The organism is Paraprevotella clara YIT 11840, from assembly GCF_000233955.1.
GTDB classification, from domain to species: Bacteria; Bacteroidota; Bacteroidia; order Bacteroidales; family Bacteroidaceae; genus Paraprevotella; species Paraprevotella clara.
In genome coordinates this window covers 106,977-123,521 of record NZ_JH376581.1, presented here as the reverse complement: position 1 = coordinate 123,521, position 16,545 = coordinate 106,977, and the positions used below count along the sequence as shown (strand labels likewise).

The 16,545-nt window shown below is 48.0% G+C and carries 14 protein-coding genes; 3 read left to right on the top strand and 11 right to left on the bottom strand.

Going from position 1 to position 16,545, the window contains the following annotated elements; genetic code table 11:
* Nucleotides 1-29 precede the first annotated feature (29 nt).
* The 11 genes from HMPREF9441_RS02135 to HMPREF9441_RS02085 all read right to left on the bottom strand — a co-directional run bounded on the left by HMPREF9441_RS02135 (nucleotide 30) and on the right by HMPREF9441_RS02085 (nucleotide 10,296).
* The gene (locus HMPREF9441_RS02135; protein WP_008617450.1) at nucleotides 30-527 is read right to left on the bottom strand and encodes a M48 family metallopeptidase; all 498 of its coding nucleotides are present in this window, start codon (nucleotides 525-527) and stop codon (nucleotides 30-32) included.
* 112 nt (nucleotides 528-639) lie between these two features.
* The gene (locus HMPREF9441_RS02130) at nucleotides 640-1,674 is read right to left on the bottom strand and encodes a glycoside hydrolase family 43 protein (RefSeq protein WP_008617448.1); all 1,035 of its coding nucleotides are present in this window, start codon (nucleotides 1,672-1,674) and stop codon (nucleotides 640-642) included.
* 235 nt (nucleotides 1,675-1,909) lie between these two features.
* Nucleotides 1,910-2,407: a DUF4252 domain-containing protein gene (locus tag HMPREF9441_RS02125; RefSeq protein ID WP_008617446.1), complete on the bottom strand. Its 498-nt coding sequence runs from the start codon at nucleotides 2,405-2,407 to the stop codon at nucleotides 1,910-1,912.
* Nucleotide 2,408: 1 nt separating this feature from the next.
* Nucleotides 2,409-2,924, bottom strand: a complete 516-nt coding sequence (locus tag HMPREF9441_RS02120; protein WP_008617445.1) for a hypothetical protein — start codon at nucleotides 2,922-2,924, stop codon at nucleotides 2,409-2,411.
* On the bottom strand, nucleotides 2,914-3,423 hold the full coding sequence (locus HMPREF9441_RS02115; protein WP_008617444.1) for an RNA polymerase sigma factor: 510 nt from the start codon (nucleotides 3,421-3,423) through the stop codon (nucleotides 2,914-2,916). Before HMPREF9441_RS02115 ends, HMPREF9441_RS02120 begins: the two co-directional genes overlap by 11 nt.
* Nucleotides 3,424-3,504: 81 nt before the next feature.
* The gene (gene argB, locus HMPREF9441_RS02110) at nucleotides 3,505-4,278 is read right to left on the bottom strand and encodes an acetylglutamate kinase (RefSeq protein WP_039864803.1); all 774 of its coding nucleotides are present in this window, start codon (nucleotides 4,276-4,278) and stop codon (nucleotides 3,505-3,507) included.
* Between the two features lie 2 nt (nucleotides 4,279-4,280).
* Nucleotides 4,281-6,173 carry a biosynthetic arginine decarboxylase gene (gene speA / locus HMPREF9441_RS02105; protein ID WP_008617442.1) on the bottom strand — a complete coding sequence of 631 codons (1,893 nt, stop codon included), beginning with the start codon at nucleotides 6,171-6,173 and terminating at the stop codon, nucleotides 4,281-4,283.
* An 8-nt stretch (nucleotides 6,174-6,181) separates the two neighbouring features.
* Complete coding sequence (locus tag HMPREF9441_RS02100) at nucleotides 6,182-6,709, bottom strand: shikimate kinase (protein ID WP_008617441.1); 528 nt, start codon at nucleotides 6,707-6,709, stop codon at nucleotides 6,182-6,184.
* On the bottom strand, nucleotides 6,706-9,054 hold the full coding sequence (topA, locus tag HMPREF9441_RS02095) for a type I DNA topoisomerase (protein ID WP_008617440.1): 2,349 nt from the start codon (nucleotides 9,052-9,054) through the stop codon (nucleotides 6,706-6,708). Before topA ends, HMPREF9441_RS02100 begins: the two co-directional genes overlap by 4 nt.
* Before the next feature lie 124 nt (nucleotides 9,055-9,178).
* Entirely contained in the window at nucleotides 9,179-9,709 is a 531-nt protein-coding gene (locus tag HMPREF9441_RS02090) for an NUDIX domain-containing protein (RefSeq protein ID WP_244949571.1), read from the bottom strand.
* A 284-nt stretch (nucleotides 9,710-9,993) separates the two neighbouring features.
* Nucleotides 9,994-10,296: a hypothetical protein gene (locus tag HMPREF9441_RS02085; RefSeq protein ID WP_008617432.1), complete on the bottom strand. Its 303-nt coding sequence runs from the start codon at nucleotides 10,294-10,296 to the stop codon at nucleotides 9,994-9,996.
* A 162-nt stretch (nucleotides 10,297-10,458) separates the two neighbouring features.
* Between HMPREF9441_RS02085 and HMPREF9441_RS02080 the strand changes: the two genes are divergently transcribed.
* The 3 genes from HMPREF9441_RS02080 (at nucleotide 10,459) to HMPREF9441_RS02070 (ending at nucleotide 16,536) form a co-directional block, all read left to right on the top strand.
* The gene (locus HMPREF9441_RS02080; protein WP_244949570.1) at nucleotides 10,459-12,141 is read left to right on the top strand and encodes a hypothetical protein; all 1,683 of its coding nucleotides are present in this window, start codon (nucleotides 10,459-10,461) and stop codon (nucleotides 12,139-12,141) included.
* 75 nt (nucleotides 12,142-12,216) lie between these two features.
* Entirely contained in the window at nucleotides 12,217-13,680 is a 1,464-nt protein-coding gene (locus tag HMPREF9441_RS02075; RefSeq protein WP_008617429.1) for a hypothetical protein, read from the top strand.
* A 162-nt stretch (nucleotides 13,681-13,842) separates the two neighbouring features.
* Nucleotides 13,843-16,536 (top strand): TonB-dependent receptor, encoded by a 2,694-nt coding sequence (locus tag HMPREF9441_RS02070; RefSeq protein WP_008617428.1) that lies wholly within the window; start codon nucleotides 13,843-13,845, stop codon nucleotides 16,534-16,536.
* The last annotated feature ends 9 nt before the right edge of the window (nucleotides 16,537-16,545 follow it).

Genomic DNA, 16,545 nt, shown 5'->3' with positions numbered 1-16,545 from the left:
CAGAGGCTCTCTGCCGTCTCGATGTTATCTTATCGGAATGGAGACGGGTAGTGGCGCAACTCATTTCTGAGTGTGCCGGATTGCTGTTGGGTCACTCTGTCCATTAAAGTCCAAAAGCGGGGACCGTGGTTCATCTCTTGGGTGTGGCAAAGCTCGTGGAGCAGTACGTAATCGGATAACCGGAGGGGGAGAATCATCAGGTATAGCGACAGGTTGATATGTCCTTTGCTGGAGCAACTTCCCCAACGTGTACGGGCAGAATTGATGCTGAGCCGGGTGTAATGGAATCCGTGACGGGAAGCCAATTCCTGAATCCGTGGCGGTAGTATGGCCTTGGCTTGCTTGCGCAATGCCTCCGTGACGACTTTGAAAAGCCAAGGTTGCAAATGTTCGAAATCCGTTTGCGGAGGATAGATGATTTCCACGCGGTGGGGAGTATGCTGGATGAAAAAGTCCTGCCGTTGTCCCTCCGTGAATGTGAGAGTCAGTTGGTCGGTAGTTATCTTAAAATTACCGTCTATCATCATTTTGTTGTGGGTTTGTCATGAAGATATATCACGATTCCAAAATCCCCGCCATACGGTTCTTGCGGTAAGAAACGTGGCGGGGAAGTCGGGTATTTAATATGTGTAATCTTGCCTATTTCTTTTTGAATACATCCAGATTCCATTCGGCATGCCATGGAATCGTAATTTTGTTGGTTTGCTTGTCAATCATCATAGGCAACCAGATGTAACGGCTGTCTTGCAGGTCTTTCTTTTTCCACATGTCGAAGCATGCTATGAAAGCGTTCTTCTTGCCCTGCACGGGGATAACGAAAGTGCTTTGTCCGTAGAATGTCTTTTCGGCATCCGGTCCAGTACAAGGGTCTCCCAATACCGTCCACTCTCCCATGATAGAGTCGGCCACTGCCAACTCGGCACTGTTGGGATCCCAACCGGTACAACCGCTGGAAAGCATATAATACTTGTTTCCGTGTTTGAAGACGGCAGGTGCCTCCCTTGCCATACCAACGAAACGGCGTACATATTTTCCGTCCGGTTTGGTGTAATCTTCAGTCAGCCGGTTGATGTGCATGGTCTGGTTTTCTTCTGACGAAGAGAACTGGTAGGCAGTTCCGTCATCGTCCACGAATACGGTTTGGTCACGGCTCATCGTACCGTTCGGGCGGAATCCGTTCAGATACTTAAACGGGCCTGTCGGTGAATCGGCGATGGCTACACCAGCCTCCGCTTTACTGTAGTCCGGACTGTCTATGTGCATCCACATGACAAACTTCTTGGTCTTTTTGTTGTAAACCACCTTAGGACGTTCGAGTACCTGCGTCGGGTGGATGTCGCTGTTCGGATCGTCGGTAATGGCTTTCAGGGCCACTCCTTCGAACTTCCAATTCAGTAAGTCCTTACTGGAGTAGCAACTTACACCGGTTACGTCTGTGCGATAGCGCTCCCAAGTTGCATCAGAGGGCAGGACGGTCTTACCGACCTTGTATTCACCGTACCAATAGTACATACCTTTATGGTATAAGATACCGCCTCCATGAGCGTTGATGGGGTTGCCTTCCGTGTCGTTCCAAACTTCTTTGGGACGGAAGAACTCATTTTTTTGTGCCTGAATGTGTACTGTTCCCAATGCACATACGGCCACTGCAGCAATTACAATTCTTCTTAACATAATATAATGGCCAGGTTTATAAAATTAGAATTCGCTTCAAAGATAGTATAATCTTGAGTAAAAATCAAGGTTTAGGCATGCAAAAACCGTAAAAATGAAAAAGGGCCACCTCCACAGGCAACCCTTTTCGTCGTTAGTATGTTATGAAAAAATTTGAGAGAATTGAAACTTCACAGTTTCATTGCGTTTTATTAAGCACTAACTTGTTTATATAGAAAAAGCATAAAATGTTCCATTAATCTTGTTTGAGTTTCCCCGATGAAAGTATTTTCATGAACCGGTCATCCATATCTCCTGTAAGATTGACGATGGTCAGTGTTTTCTCATCCGGATTCAGATTCAGCACGACCAGTTCCCGTATCACTTCATCGTGTTTGCGGACAAAGACTTTATTGTTTTGCCCGGGTTGGTTTTCTACCAACGGGGAAAATCTGTTTTTGTTCTTTTCTATGAGCTGTTCGGCTTCACGGAAGAGCTTCTCGCTTTGCTTTGTCGCCGTGATGATACGGGCACTTTTCAGTTTGGAAAGGAGATATTCCGGAACCTCTTCATCTCTGTCTCCATTCGGGGCCGTCATGGTGTCCATGAGTTTCTCCATCATTATCGGACTGACGGTCTGGCATTGTATATCACCGTCTTCCTTGGCACACTGTTCCATGAACTTAGACGCAAAGTCCTGCCCCCACACGTGGATAGAACATGCTATTAACAATAAGCAAAGAACGCGTTTCATTTTATTGTTCTTTTTGTGTCTCTTTAGGCTGCATTTGCAGGAGAGAATCCTGTTTGGATGCTTCGCTCAGGCTTTGCGACACCATTTGTAAGGCATCGGATATCTGATTGTAAGCCATTTCCGGATCATTGTACGAATCCTGATAGTTCTCGTAGTTGTAGTCGTTCTCCACAGTGGCTTCACGGCGGAAAGAACTTTGTGCGGCATTGCCTAACGTGAGGATGATGGCTACGGATGCAGCGGCTTTGTAGAGAGGCATCATCCGGCGTACCCACGTGATTCTACGTGCTTTCACCGGTTCGTCCTTCTCTATGTGCGCCATGATTCTTGCGTCAAAATCCTCACCCAATTTCACGTCCTGCCACATCTTTTCGCTTACAAAGAGAGGCTTGTAAGGCATGAGATGGCTCGGTATATGGGTTTGGTTGAAGAAGGTTTTCAGTATGGCTTCTTCTTCCAAGGAGGTTTCGCATTGCCAATAGCGTTCCAGAAGTTGTTCTATGTACTTATAGTCCATATCCTTGTATTTCTGTGTACTTTTGTTTGATTCGTTGTCTGGCACGGAACAGATAGACTTTCACTTGTTCTTCGCTCAGATTCAGAATTGCTGCAATCTCTTTATAGCTTTTGCCTTCTATTTCTCTCAGTTGGACGATGTCCTGTTGGGTTTGGGGCAATTCTTTCAACAGTTTTTGAAGAAGTCCAAGCCCTTCACGAGCCGTCAGGCTATCGTATGGAGTGGAAGTATCGGGGCGGCTATGCAGGCTTTCGTCCAAGGCGACATGCTGCGCTTCTTTTTTTTCGCTTCTGTCCAAGGAGAGGTGCCTGCAAATGGTCAGACAATAAGCTTCGATAGAGGTCAGTTGCGGCCATTCATCGCGCTTGTCCCACACCCTTATCAGTGTTTCTTGAACGATGTCTTCCGCTTCTGCCGTGTCGAACGTGATACGAAGAGCCAACCGATAGAGTTTGTCTTTCAGGGGCAATATATCGTTCCGAAAACTGATTTCTTTCATCTCTCTGTAATAATGACGGGCGAGTGCCTGAAAAGTTACACTCACCCGCCATTTTTTTTGAAATATTTTTTTCGTCTTATCCTATCTCTCTATAACTGTGCCGGATACGCCGTCGATAGCTGTGGCCAAAGTGATAATGACTTTGCTTACTCCGGCATGGATGGCCTCAAATGAGTTTTCCAATTTCGGAATCATTCCCCCTTGTATGATGCCTTCCTCCACGTAACGTTTAAATTCGCTTTCGTTGATATGAGGAATGAGGCTGTCATCGTCTTCTGCATCTCTCAATACGCCTTTCTTTTCAAAACAGTACATCAGGGTGACATCGAACACATCGGCCATGGCTTTGGCGGTTTCCCCGGCAATGGTGTCGGCATTGGTGTTCAGGATATGTCCCTGCCCGTCGTGCGTCAAGGGAGCCATGACGGGCACGATGCCTTTACGAATCAGGTCGGCTAAAAGCGTACCGTTTACTGCGTCTACGTCTCCTACGAAACCGTAGTCCACATCCTTTACCGGACGTTTGTGAGAACGTATCACGTCCATGTCGGCACCGGTCAAGCCTAAGGCGTTGACACCTTGTGCCTGAAGGCGTACCACGATGTTTTTGTTGACAAGTCCGCCATACACCATGGTGACCACATTCAGCATGTCTGCGTCCGTGACGCGGCGACCGTTGATCATTTGGCTTTCTATTCCTAATTGGGCTGCGACTTTGGTGGCGGAACGTCCTCCGCCATGTACCAATATCTTATGGCCTTCAACGGCCGTGAAAGCTGCCAGCAGTTGGTGGAGCGAGTCTTCTTCCTCTACGATTTTGCCGCCCACTTTGATGATGGTGAGTTTCTCTTTCATGTTCATTCCAAATAAGTATAACCATAAAGTCCCGAGCGGTAGTTGTTCAGGAACTCTTTACCCTCTTCGAGCGAAATCTTTCCGCTTTGGATGGATTTGGACACCCATATTTCGAGGCGGCGAACCAGTTTCTTCGGTTCATACTGCACGTATTCCAACACCTCGGCTACGGTTTCGCCGTCGATGATTTGGTCGATGGTATATCCTTTGTCCGTCACGGAAACATGTACGGCATTGGTGTCGCCGAACAGGTTGTGCATGTCGCCCAATATTTCTTGATAGGCACCGACCAGGAACACGGCGAGGTAATAGTTTTCGCTTTTCTTCAACGTATGCACCGGCAGGCTGTGGGAGATATGGCTGTTGGTCACGAAGTTGGCGATTTTTCCGTCCGAATCGCAGGTGATATCCTGTATCGTGGCGTGCGTGTTCGGACGTTCGTCCAGCCGCTGTATCGGCATGATGGGGAAGAGTTGGTCTATGGCCCATGTGTCCGGCAGGCTTTGGAACAGCGAGAAATTGCAGAAATACTTGTCGGCCAATAGTTTGTCGAGCGTCATAAGCTCTTCCGGTATATGTTTCTGGGTTTGTGCCAAAAGGTTGACTTCACGTGTGACGCTCCAATACATGCTTTCGATGTCGGCACGTGTCCGTAAGTCTACGATGCCGTGGCTGAACAGGTCCAGTGATTCTTCTCTGATTTGTTGGGCGTCGTGCCAGTCTTCCAGAAGGGTACGCGGGTTCAGGTTGTCCCAAATCTCATACATGTCCTTTACCAGTTGGTGAGCTTCCGGCGAAGGCTCGAAATTCTCGTCCATACGGGGAAGAGAGGCCGTTTCCAGCACTTGCATGATGAGCACCGAATGGTGGGCAGACAGCGACCGACCGCTTTCCGTAATCAGGTTCGGATGCGGGAGATTGTTTTTATTGGCAGCGTCGACGAAAGTATAGATACAGTCGTTCACATATTCCTGAATGGAGTAGTTCACAGAACTTTCGCTATTGCTGGAGCGTGTACCGTCGTAGTCTACTCCCAGTCCGCCGCCGCAATCCACAAACTCCACATCATAACCCAGATGATGGAGTTGGATGTAAAACTGCGAAGCTTCGCGCAGGGCGGTCTGTATGCGGCGTATCTTGGTAATCTGGCTGCCGATGTGGAAATGGATAAGTTTCAGGCAGTCTTTCATACCTTTGGCTTCCAACATGTCGAGTGCTTCCAGCAGTTCACTGGACGTCAGACCGAACTTGCTGGCATCTCCGCCGCTTTCTTCCCATTTCCCGCTGCCGGACGAAGCCAATTTGATACGGATACCGATATTGGGTCTTACGTTGAGTTTCTGGGCAACCTCGTAGATGGTGTTCAGCTCGTTGAGTTTCTCTACCACCAGGAAGATGCGTTTGCCCATCTTTTGGGCCAATAAAGCCAGTTCTATGTAATTATGGTCTTTGTAACCGTTGCAGATGATGGGAGAGGCTGAGTCGGTATTGACAGCGATGACCGCATGCAGTTCCGGTTTGGAACCGGCTTCCAGTCCCAAGTTGAATTTCTTGCCATGGCTGATGACCTCTTCTACCACGGGACGTATTTGGTTGACCTTAATGGGATAAATGATGAAATTCTCTCCTTTGTAGTCATATTCCTTGGCAGCCTTCTCGAAGCAATTGCTGGTTTTCTCGATACGGTTGTCCAGAATGTCGGGAAACCGTACCAATACGGGAGCCGACATGTCCCGAATGGCCAATTCGTCCATCAGTTCCCTTAAATCGACTTTTACGCTATCCTTTCTCGGGGTTACGTAAACGTGCCCTTTTTCGTTGATTCCAAAATAGTTGACTCCCCATCCGTTGATGTTGTACAATTCTTCGGAGTCTTCAATACGCCATTTTCTCATTACGTTCTTTATAGGTTTAATAGTTCACGAAGCAAACGGACGGAGTCCTTTATTTTATCGTAGTTCTCTAATAAGCTGACATCTAATGTATATTGTGCCCGGCTGTAAAAGGGTTCGCGTATCGCGAGGGAATCCCGGATATATTGTTTCATCTCATCCTCCGTTTTGTCTTTCAACAGAGGACGTTCCACCTTTCCCATCTTCAGATGCTGGAACAGCACGTCGGGAGAAGCTTTCAGGTATACCGTTTGTGCCTGCCGGTTCATGTATTCCATGTTGTCGAAAAAGCAAGGTGTTCCCCCACCGCAGGAAATAATGACATTCTCGAACTCGGCTACCTCGTGCAGGATTTTCTGTTCGATCTCACGGAATCCGTTTTCTCCGTTTTCCGCGAATATTTGGGGGATGGTCCGGCGGTAGCGTTCTTCGATATACCAGTCTAAATCATAAAACGGGAGAGCCAGGCTTTGGGACAATGCCTTTCCCACGGTCGTCTTTCCGGCTCCCATGTAACCGATTAAGATGATACGTGTCATTTTTTCTTGCTATAAGTTCTTTTACGTGCCGTCGTTTTAGGTTTCTCGTCTTGTTCCTTGACCACGGTCATGCACTCCTCCAGTGTTAGTTCTTTGGCACGTTCTGCCAGAGTCTTCGGCAATCGGTAATTATTGCCTTTGTAGGCGATGTAAGGGCCGTAGCGTCCGTTGAGTACTTCCAATTCCGGCTCTTCTTCAAATTTTCTCAAATGGCGTTCCACTTCGGCCTGTCGTTTTTCGATGATGAGTTTGATGGCCTCTTGGAGGGTGACGCTCATCGGGTCGCTGCCTTTGGGGAGCGAGACATATTTCTTGTTGTGCAAGACGTAAGGGCCGAAACGTCCGGTACCGATGGATACGGTCGTGTTTTCAAAAGTGCCGAGGTCGCGAGGAAGTTTGAACAGTTCGAGGGCTTCTTCCAGAGTGATGGTTTCCAGGCTTTGCCCGTTCTTCATCTGGGCGAACCTCGGTTTCTCCTCATCCTCGGCCGTTCCGATTTGCACCACCGGGCCGAAACGCCCGATTTTGACAAATACAGGCTTTCCGCTTTGCGGGTCCGTGCCCAACAAACGTTCGCCCACTTTATGCTCGGATTTGGCATTGAGGGTTTTTTCCACCTCCGGTTCGAAGTCGCCGTAGAAGTCTTTCATCATTTGCGTCCATTCCGTTTTTCCTTCTGCGATGTCGTCGAACTTCTTTTCCACCTCGGCCGTGAAGTTATAATCCATGATTTCGGGGAAATATTGTAAAAGGAAGTCGTTGACCACCGTCCCCACATCTGTCGGAACCAACTTGCCCCTTTCGGCTCCGATGACGGTTTGTTTGGCTTGTTGGCTGATGGTGTCTCCTTTCAATGTAAGGATAACCAGTTCCTTTTCTTCTCCTCCCTTGTCTCCTTTGGTCACGTATTCGCGTTGTTGTATGGTACTGATGGTAGGAGCGTAAGTAGAAGGGCGCCCGATGCCCAATTCTTCCAGTTTTTTAACCAGGCTGGCTTCGTTGTAGCGTGGAGGGTGTTGGGTGAACCGTTGCAGGGCTTGTATCTCTTTTCGTTCCAGTTGCTGTCCGGTCTCCATCGGGGGGAGCAGGTTGCCTTCCGCCGTCTCGTTCTCCGAGTCTTCGTCGAAACTTTCCCGATATACCTTCAGGAAACCGTCGAATTTGATGACTTCTCCTGTGGCGACGAAAGCGGCGTCTTGTCCGCTTATCTGGATGGTAGCGGTAGTTTTTTCTATTTCAGCATCGGCCATTTGGGAAGCGACCGTACGTTTCCATATCAAGTCGTACAGACGGCGTTCCTGTGGCGTACCCTCTATTTCCGTCTGGTCCATATAGGTAGGGCGGATGGCCTCGTGGGCTTCCTGCGCTCCTTTCGTTTTGGTATGGAATTGGCGGCTCTTGACGTAACGTTCGCCCATGAGTTCTTTGATGACTGCCGTGCTGGCATTGATGCACAGCGAAGACAAATTGACAGAGTCCGTACGCATGTAGGTGATGCGCCCGGATTCATAAAGGCGTTGGGCTATCATCATAGTTTGCGCCACGGTAAAACCGAGTTTGTGGGCCGCTTCCTGTTGCAGCGTAGAAGTGGTGAACGGAGCCGCCGGCATGCGTTTTTGCGGTCGTGTGGCGATGTCGCGGATGGTAAAGGCCGCGCCTTTGCAGCTTTCCAGGAAACGAGTGGCTTCCTCCTTGTTTTTGAAACGTTGGTTCAGTTCGGCCTTGATTTCCGTGCCTTCCTTGCTATTGGCAGGCGTGAAAAGGGCTACTACGCGATAACTTTCTTCGCTTTTGAACTGTTGGATTTCCCGTTCGCGTTCCACAATCAGGCGTACGGCCACGCTTTGCACGCGTCCGGCAGAAAGCGCGGGTTTTACTTTCTTCCAAAGCACCGGAGAGAGTTTGAAACCCACGATACGGTCGAGCACCCGCCGTGCCTGTTGGGCGTTTACCAGATTGAGGTCGATGTCCCTCGGGTGTTCGATGGCTTGCAGGATGGCAGGTTTGGTGATTTCGTGGAACACGATACGTTTGGTTTGTTCCGGTTTCAGGCCGAGCACTTCATACAAATGCCATGAGATAGCCTCTCCTTCACGGTCCTCATCGGAAGCCAGCCAGACGGTTCCGGCATTTTTGGCTTCCGCTTTCAGTTCGTTCACCAGTTTGGTCTTTTCGGAAGGTATCTCATATTGCGGTGCGAAGTTCGTCGTGTCGATGCTGAACTCTTTTTTCTTTAAGTCACGGATGTGCCCGTAACTGGATAATACTTTGTAGTCTGCTCCCAAAAACTTTTCGATGGTTTTGGCTTTGGCAGGAGACTCCACGATCACCAAATTTTTCTGCATGGTCTGTACCTTTATAAAATTTCGGCAGCAAAAGTAGAAAAAAAAGATAGATTACACCTTATATATAACAATTTTTTTGAATAAATGGAGCCGTACGCGCTGTGTCTCCCTTGGGGAGAGGGGATTAGGGCCATTGTGCCAACAGCTTTTCGATGCCTTTTCTCACGGATGCCAGGCCGAAGTCTTCCGGGCGCAATTCTTTCACGGGAATCCACAACAGTTCGGCTGCGTCGTCCATGGCATGAGCCAGGCTACTGTCTGCCACCGTACAGCGGAAGAAACAATCTACGGTATGTACCAGAAATCCGGAATACAGGTAAGTGTTGGGCAGGGAAAACAGGAATTCCGTGCGGGTTACTTCCAACCCGGTTTCTTCTTTTACTTCCCGTGCCACTCCTTCCTCGCTGCTCTCGAAACAGTCCGAGAATCCGCCGGGCAGGTCGAGCGTGCCTTTGGCCGGTTCCTTTCCCCTGCGGCAGACCAACAGTTCCTGTCGTTCGTTCAGGATGACCGCGACAGTGGCTGCACTGGGGTTGAAATAGTAAACGAAGCCGCAGTCTTCGCATTGTTTCGATTTTTCGTTATGCTCCACGAAGCGCGGTGAGCCGCATTTCGGGCAGAAGTGGAATTGTGCGAAAGGATGTTCGTGCATCATGATGACAGTCTGTTTTTTTAAGTTTATTTTCTCTTGGATTGCAAAGCTACGGAATAAATCCGGAAAGCAGGCTTCGTATTGGGTTAATTTTAATATCCCAAAAGCATGAAATATAAATGGGGCAGTAGAAATATAGTGGGAATTAGGGAACAGTAGGCAATCAATGGGGATATTGTCCTTTAGGATGGACATATTTACACCGGGATTTTACAAAAAAGATCCTTCATCTTTCAGGTTACATGGTAATCCGTTCATAATATTGATGTTACAGGCTGAAGGGCGTTTCAGGCATCCTTCAGCCAGGCTTCATTTCGTTTGGCGCAGAACTGAAAAACGTTCGCCTGAGATTGAAAAATCATTCGGCTGAGATTGAATTTTCGTTTGGTACAGGACTTTTTACCGCTTTCTGCAATGAAAGGAAACTGAAAGATGGCCTTTCTGTCCTTCATTCCATAACATGCTATTTGATAGGTGGTTGGCATGCCGCCTGAAAGATGAAGGCTCTTTTCTGAAAAACCTTGGGAGGGGAAGCATGCGAGGTGTGGAGGCATCTCGGCTAATGGCTTATGGTGGTAATGAATGTTCATGACATTGCAGATGAGGGGCTACAAAAAAATAATGATATTGAAAAAGTATCTTCTGTATTTATTTGTGCCTTTTATTCCAAAAAGTTGTTATCTTTGGATTGTTTGTAAAATAGGTCGTATTTTAATGTAAGATATTACAAATAATTGATGGAGGGAGGAGATATGAAGTGTATTTTAAGTATTTTGGGTTTGTTGTTTTCCTTGTCTTCTACGGCTATAGGGCAGACAGAAGAAACCTATAAAGTAACGTATGTGGACAGTGTGGGGAACAATTATAGTGCATACGCACCCCAACCGTTGGTAGAAACTGTAGTGGAAGGGGAGACTTATGAACTGAGGTCGAGGCAGGGGAACATTTTGGCAACCGTGCCCGTAAGCCCGTATATGACTATCGGGGTGGAACATTGTCTTATGATGGCTATGGATGTATGGGAAGAACAACTGAATATTAAGGAGCCTGTTCGATTTAAGGTTACGTTTAATGAAAATATGTCGCTGGACGTGGAAATACAAACCACGGTGGAATATGCGTTGGACAGAAATAGAAACTGTGCACCATTAAATTTACTCAACCAGATAGAGTTCCAAAGAAAGGACGAAGTTACTACTATAGATATTAATGCTTATGTTTATTGGAATTCCTCTTGGGCTAATGAGTTGGAGTTCGGTTATGATAACCTGACCACAGCTTTGACGAGGCATTTGGCTCATATATTAGGGTTTGGTACTTCTATCGTACAAAGTGGTACGGGAATAAATTTTGCAAATCCTAATACAGCTTCTTTGTTTGATAATCTCATTGTAAATGCCGACAATCTGTCATTGGGTTCTTTGGCTGGTTTTGGTTCTTCCGAAGCCATTGAGGCATTCCTTGTGCAAGACTTGTATCTTAATCTTCCGGGTGGTAAACAGAGATTGTACAGCAATTCACAGGGATTCGTCCTCTATCGGAGTGGATGCTATTTCTCTTTAGAGAAAGACAATTTGATGAATTATCCTTATCAGGACAAAACCAAACTTTTGCCCATAAATCCGGAAACGCTTGATGCCCTTTCCGCGATAGGATGGGAGGTGAAGCCCCATGAACTTTCCCTCGATGGCAGCAGTCTGGATACTTATGGTTACGGGAGTGTTTATCAAGGACACATATTCAAGGCTTCCGGTCAAGATGGAACCCCTATCACTAATGCTCGATGGAAATACCAGCTTTACAATAATCATAGTGGGGCGTATGTAGACCAAGCCCAAGGTACGGGAGGAAGTTTTACCATCCCGTCTACCCTAAAAGGGGATGAATATTTGGATAAATTCCAGTGTCAACAGGGGAGGGTCATATGCGAAACAAACGATGGAGCCTCAGTAAGCTATCCCGTTTTTCTGGATGCCCATCCCCTTGTGTTGGGCTATCAAATCGCTAATGTGCAGGATGCGGAAAATCCGTATTATTTCAGTTTTGATATTACTCTTAGTTATGTAGGGAGTGACAATGGGGTGTTGACTGTATGTAATGAAGGTGGGGCTGCCATGTTATTTGACATCAAAGGTTCTGGTCAAACTACAATACATGTACCCAATGCGTTTAAATATAGTCAATTATGGATTGATGTTAGCTTGGACAATAATTATGGTTCCGGAACGAAACGTTTCTACTATGATTATGATAGTAATCTGTCAAAAAGGGAAATAGGAATTGATTTTCCGGACGTACAGGAAAACGTTGAGATTTTCACTTTGCACGGTGTGAGGTTGTATGGAATCTCAAGTATGGATGAGCTGCCAAGGGGAATATATATTATCAGAAAAAACGATAAACTGAAGGGAAGCAAGATATATGTGGTGAAATAAAGTTCTTTTTCCTTAATATGTAGAGGTGTGAATGTGGCATTCTGATGTTTTTTTCGTAGATTTGTCCGTAATATTATGTTGGAGATTCATGGAAAGATACACGACCGTTATACCCTGGAATTCAAGGTGGGGTATTCGCGCTACAGTCCTTCGGCTGCGGTGAGCGACTTCATGATGGATACGTGGATCTTCATTCCCGATTCCCTTTATATCAACGCCAAAACGTATCCCAAAAGTAATTTCTACCGGGACTTCCGGGCTTTGGTGCGCCTGATTACGCCGGTTTATACGTTAGAGGAGGTGGCCGACGAAGAAGCCCTGCCTTTGTCGCGGTTGCTGATGTGTTGTCGCGAATTGGCGGAGGAGCCTTCGGAAGAGCATGAAAAAACGTATGAACACCAGATAAAGATGTTCGGCAGTATCACGCGTAGTGCTTTGCGTACGGCAGCCGTCGGACTTTATCGCGAAACGGAAGTGAACGCGTTCAGGGTTCGTCTGGACGGCATTGTGCTTTTGTTGGCGCGCATTATGGCTGCTTATCGGGAGATACCCCGTAAAGCCGGTTTAGACCGTGTGGCTTTCGAGTTGCGGTCGCGTTACGATTTGGGAGAGGAGTATCTGTGCCGTATGGTTAACATGCATTTGTTCCGCGTCATGGAATATGCACGCGAGCATTTTCCGAAGGATTATACCCGTGTGGTGGCGGCTGCGGCAACCTATATAGATGGGGATTTGGCTTACCAGCGAGAGCGGGGATTTCTGTTGCCGGAGGAAGGCAACAGTGATAATAACCGTAATTTCCTGCACAGGGCCGGGCAACTGAAGAAGTACATCGAGAGCGATTTGTATATATTGGCAGACAAGAAAAGCAACACTTTCGTCCTTCAGCAAGTGTTTTTCATGTTGGCGGCCGGGCTGAGCATGGTTTTTGCCACGGTCGTTTCTTTTTCCTTCCAGCAGACCTACGGGAATTTCACCATGCCGCTTTTCATTGCATTGGTGGTGAGTTATATGTTCAAAGACCGCATCAAGGACCTGATGCATTATTGGTTCGCCAACAAGTTGGGCAGTAAGTTCTACGACTATAAAATCAAACTGGTGATGCACGGAGAGCCGGTGGGATGGGGAAAGGAAGGATGTGATTTTGTAAACGAAGAAAAATTGCCGCTCGAAGTGCGTGCGCAGCGTGGCCGTGTGTCGGAGTTGGAGGCCGGTCATTGTGCTTTGCGGGAGACGGTCATCGTGTACCGCCGCCGTATTTCCATATTGGATAAGCAGTTGAAACTTTTGAGTCATTACCCGTTGCAAGGGTTTAATGATATCATCCGCATCAACCTGCGGGATTTCTTGCGGCGGATGGACAGTCCTCATGTCCCGGTTTATATGAATGAAGGGAAAGGAGAGTTTCACACGCAGGCAGCCGAGAAGGTTTATTATGTCCATTTCGTCATGCGTTATCGTTATCAGGGCAAGACCGGTTATCGCAGGTTTCGGATCACACTGACCCGAAGGGGAATCAAGGGTTTGATGGAGTGGTGAAGATTCGCATCCTGAAATGATTTGTAAGATTCGGATACGAAGTTGTTTCGCGTACATTAAGAACATGTTACGATGAGGTATTGTCTCAGAAGATTCATCTTTTTGTAAGCTTTTTGAAATGTAATGTGCCTACTTTTGCAGCGAACAAAAAGAGGCATAAGAATGAGTTTATCGAAAAAGTGTAATTTGACTGTAGCGTTGATGACCGCCGTCGTGGCGGTAGCCCAGGCAGGCGACATCAAGGGCGTGGTCATCGACAAGGAAATGAACGAACCGCTGATGGGGGCTTCCGTGCGCATCGCCGGTACGCGCATCGGCACTACGGCCGACATCAATGGAAATTTTCATTTGCGTGGATTGAAGAAGGGAACCTATACCTTGGAGGTTTCATACGTTTCGTTTTTCCCCCAGAAACTGACGTTGCAGGTCCCGGTCAAGGGTGATGTGGCCGTGAAGGTCGAGATGTCTACTGATGACAAACAACTGAACGAAGTGACCGTTACCGCGCGCAAGAACTTGGAGTTGGAGCGTGCCTTGCTGGCTGAACGCCAGAACGCGGTGCTTTCCATTGAAAACCTTGGCGCAAGCGAAATGTCTATCAAAGGTATTTCCAACGTACAAGAAGGAGTGAAAAAACTTACCGGTATCTCCATCGCCGAAGCCGGCCAGTTGATTGTGCGCGGTTTGGGTGACCGCTACAGTTCCACCACGCTCAATGGGCTTCCCATCGCTTCACCCAACCCGGATAACAAACTGATACCGTTGGACATCTTTCCTTCCTCCGCCGTGCAGAACATCACGGTAAGCAAGGTGTACGAGGCCAGTGCGTTTGCCGACTATTCCGGTGCCCATGTGGACATCAGTACCAAAGAGGGCGGCACGAAGGATTTTTTCAACGTATCCTTCGGTACCGGCGGTAAGGTGGGGACGGTCTTTGGCGACTTCTATCAGATGGATAGGGCGAATACGATGTTCAAGACTCCTTCTATGGACCGGAAGGCCATGGATTTGCCGCTTTCCGATTACCGGCAGTACAGTCGCAATCATAATATCTTCCCCACCACATTCGAAGTGAATAAGTCTTCTGCTCTACCCGACTTGAACGGTAGTTTCGGTTTCGGCCGCACTTTCCGGTTGGGGCGCAACAAGATGGATGTGTTGGCTACTTTCGGTATTGATACCGACAACGAAAGTCTGGATAATGCTTATGTCCGCACTTTCGAGGCGTCAGGTACGGAGATGAGCCGTTTTGATTACGATTCTTTTATCCAAACGCTCAAGATGGCCGGTTTGGCCAGTGTGGGCTATTCGTTCCGCAAGGCAGACCGTGTGGGCTTTTCGGCCTTTTATGCCCGTAATGCGGTGGACAGCTATATGGCGCGTCAAGGGCATGACGAGGAAGGCATCCGCTTGAAAGGCAGTAACCAAAACAGCCATGTGTATGAATTGCAGAATTACCAGTTGGCTGGGCACCACGTGTTGGGCAAGTGGGATACGGATTGGAGCGGTTCGTATAGCAAGACTTCCAGTGAGGAACCCGATCGTCGTCAGGTGATGTTCCGGCAGATGTCCGACGGTACTTGGGATTTGTTCAAGCTCAATGCTCAGGAAACCATGCGCTATTTCGGCAAGTTGGACGAGGACGAATGGGTGGGTGACGTACAGGCGCAGTGCCGCTTTTCCGATGAAAACAAGTTGAGGTTCGGTGCGGCCTTGCGTGACAAGACGAGGGATTTTACCTGCACGAGCTTCTATTATAACTTGAAAGAGATGGAATCTCTTAATGTGACCGACATCTATCATACCGACGGTTACTTGAACTTCGAGAACGTGCAGAACGGTAGCATTACCATCAACCGCAGCCATCAGAAACGCAATGAGTACTCAGCCGGTAGCCGCATCTGGGCCGGTTTCATCGAGGCCGACTATTATCCGGTGAAGGCCTTGCTGGTGAACTTGGGCGTACGTATGGAAAGCACGCGTCAGTGGGTGAAATACTATAACGACGGCGGCATGGAGATGCGGCGCGACCTGAACACCGATGAGTTTTTCCCGGCCTTGAATCTTAAGTACACGTTCGACAAGAAAAACAGCTTGCGTCTGGCGGCTTCGCGTACGGTGACACGGCCTTCATTTGTCGAGATGGCTCCTTTCCTTTATCAGGAGTCTTATGGCGGCACCCAAGTACGTGGTAATGAAAACTTGGACAACGGTTACAACTACAACATAGACTTACGTTATGAGTTCTTTCGTCCGTCGTCCACCGACATGGTGGCCGTCACGGCCTACTACAAGTATTTGGACAGTCCTATCGAGCGTACGCAAACAACGTCCGGCGGAGCCATGATGCATTCTTTCCAGAACGCGTCCGACGGTTTGGCAGCAGGGGTTGAAGTGGAAGCACGCAAGGAAATAGTGAAAGACTTGAAAGCGGGAATCAACGCGTCCTACATGTACACCAACGTAAACCTTCCGGAAGGTGGGGTTTACACCAATGCCGAACGTCCGCTGCAAGGTGCGTCGCCCTACCTGATGAATGCCGACCTCACCTATTCGCCTAAGTTCGGAAAGGAAAGCCAGCTCACCGTGGCCTTGCTCTACAACTTGCAAGGCGAGCGCATACAGGCTGTGGGTATACAGGGTATCGGCGATGTGAAGCAACTCACTCTCCATACGTTGGATTTCAATGCCAATATGAAGTTCAACGCTCATTGGAGCGTGAAGTTCTCGGCCAAGAATCTTTTGAATACCGATGTGGTGTTCCGTCAGGAGATACCGAGTAAGAATACCGAGGTGGAAGTGGAGCGCTTTAACGAAGGTGTGGGGTTGAGCTTCGGAGTGACGTATACATTATAAAAGTAGTAA

What these genes read in the sequence shown, in the direction of transcription:
- speA (WP_008617442.1), bottom strand. Translation starts at nt 6,173, where the DNA reads ATGAGAAAATGGCGTATTGAAGACTCCGAAGAATTGTACAACATCAAC.
- HMPREF9441_RS02135 (WP_008617450.1), bottom strand. Translation starts at nt 527, where the DNA reads ATGATGATAGACGGTAATTTTAAGATAACTACCGACCAACTGACTCTC.
- argB (WP_039864803.1), bottom strand. Translation starts at nt 4,278, where the DNA reads ATGAAAGAGAAACTCACCATCATCAAAGTGGGCGGCAAAATCGTAGAG.
- HMPREF9441_RS02075 (WP_008617429.1), top strand. Translation starts at nt 12,217, where the DNA reads ATGTTGGAGATTCATGGAAAGATACACGACCGTTATACCCTGGAATTC.
- HMPREF9441_RS02080 (WP_244949570.1), top strand. Translation starts at nt 10,459, where the DNA reads ATGAAGTGTATTTTAAGTATTTTGGGTTTGTTGTTTTCCTTGTCTTCT.
- HMPREF9441_RS02090 (WP_244949571.1), bottom strand. Translation starts at nt 9,709, where the DNA reads ATGATGCACGAACATCCTTTCGCACAATTCCACTTCTGCCCGAAATGC.
- HMPREF9441_RS02070 (WP_008617428.1), top strand. Translation starts at nt 13,843, where the DNA reads ATGAGTTTATCGAAAAAGTGTAATTTGACTGTAGCGTTGATGACCGCC.
- HMPREF9441_RS02130 (WP_008617448.1), bottom strand. Translation starts at nt 1,674, where the DNA reads ATGTTAAGAAGAATTGTAATTGCTGCAGTGGCCGTATGTGCATTGGGA.
- topA (WP_008617440.1), bottom strand. Translation starts at nt 9,054, where the DNA reads ATGCAGAAAAATTTGGTGATCGTGGAGTCTCCTGCCAAAGCCAAAACC.
- HMPREF9441_RS02100 (WP_008617441.1), bottom strand. Translation starts at nt 6,709, where the DNA reads ATGACACGTATCATCTTAATCGGTTACATGGGAGCCGGAAAGACGACC.
- HMPREF9441_RS02115 (WP_008617444.1), bottom strand. Translation starts at nt 3,423, where the DNA reads ATGAAAGAAATCAGTTTTCGGAACGATATATTGCCCCTGAAAGACAAA.
- HMPREF9441_RS02120 (WP_008617445.1), bottom strand. Translation starts at nt 2,924, where the DNA reads ATGGACTATAAGTACATAGAACAACTTCTGGAACGCTATTGGCAATGC.
- HMPREF9441_RS02125 (WP_008617446.1), bottom strand. Translation starts at nt 2,407, where the DNA reads ATGAAACGCGTTCTTTGCTTATTGTTAATAGCATGTTCTATCCACGTG.
- HMPREF9441_RS02085 (WP_008617432.1), bottom strand. Translation starts at nt 10,296, where the DNA reads ATGAACATTCATTACCACCATAAGCCATTAGCCGAGATGCCTCCACAC.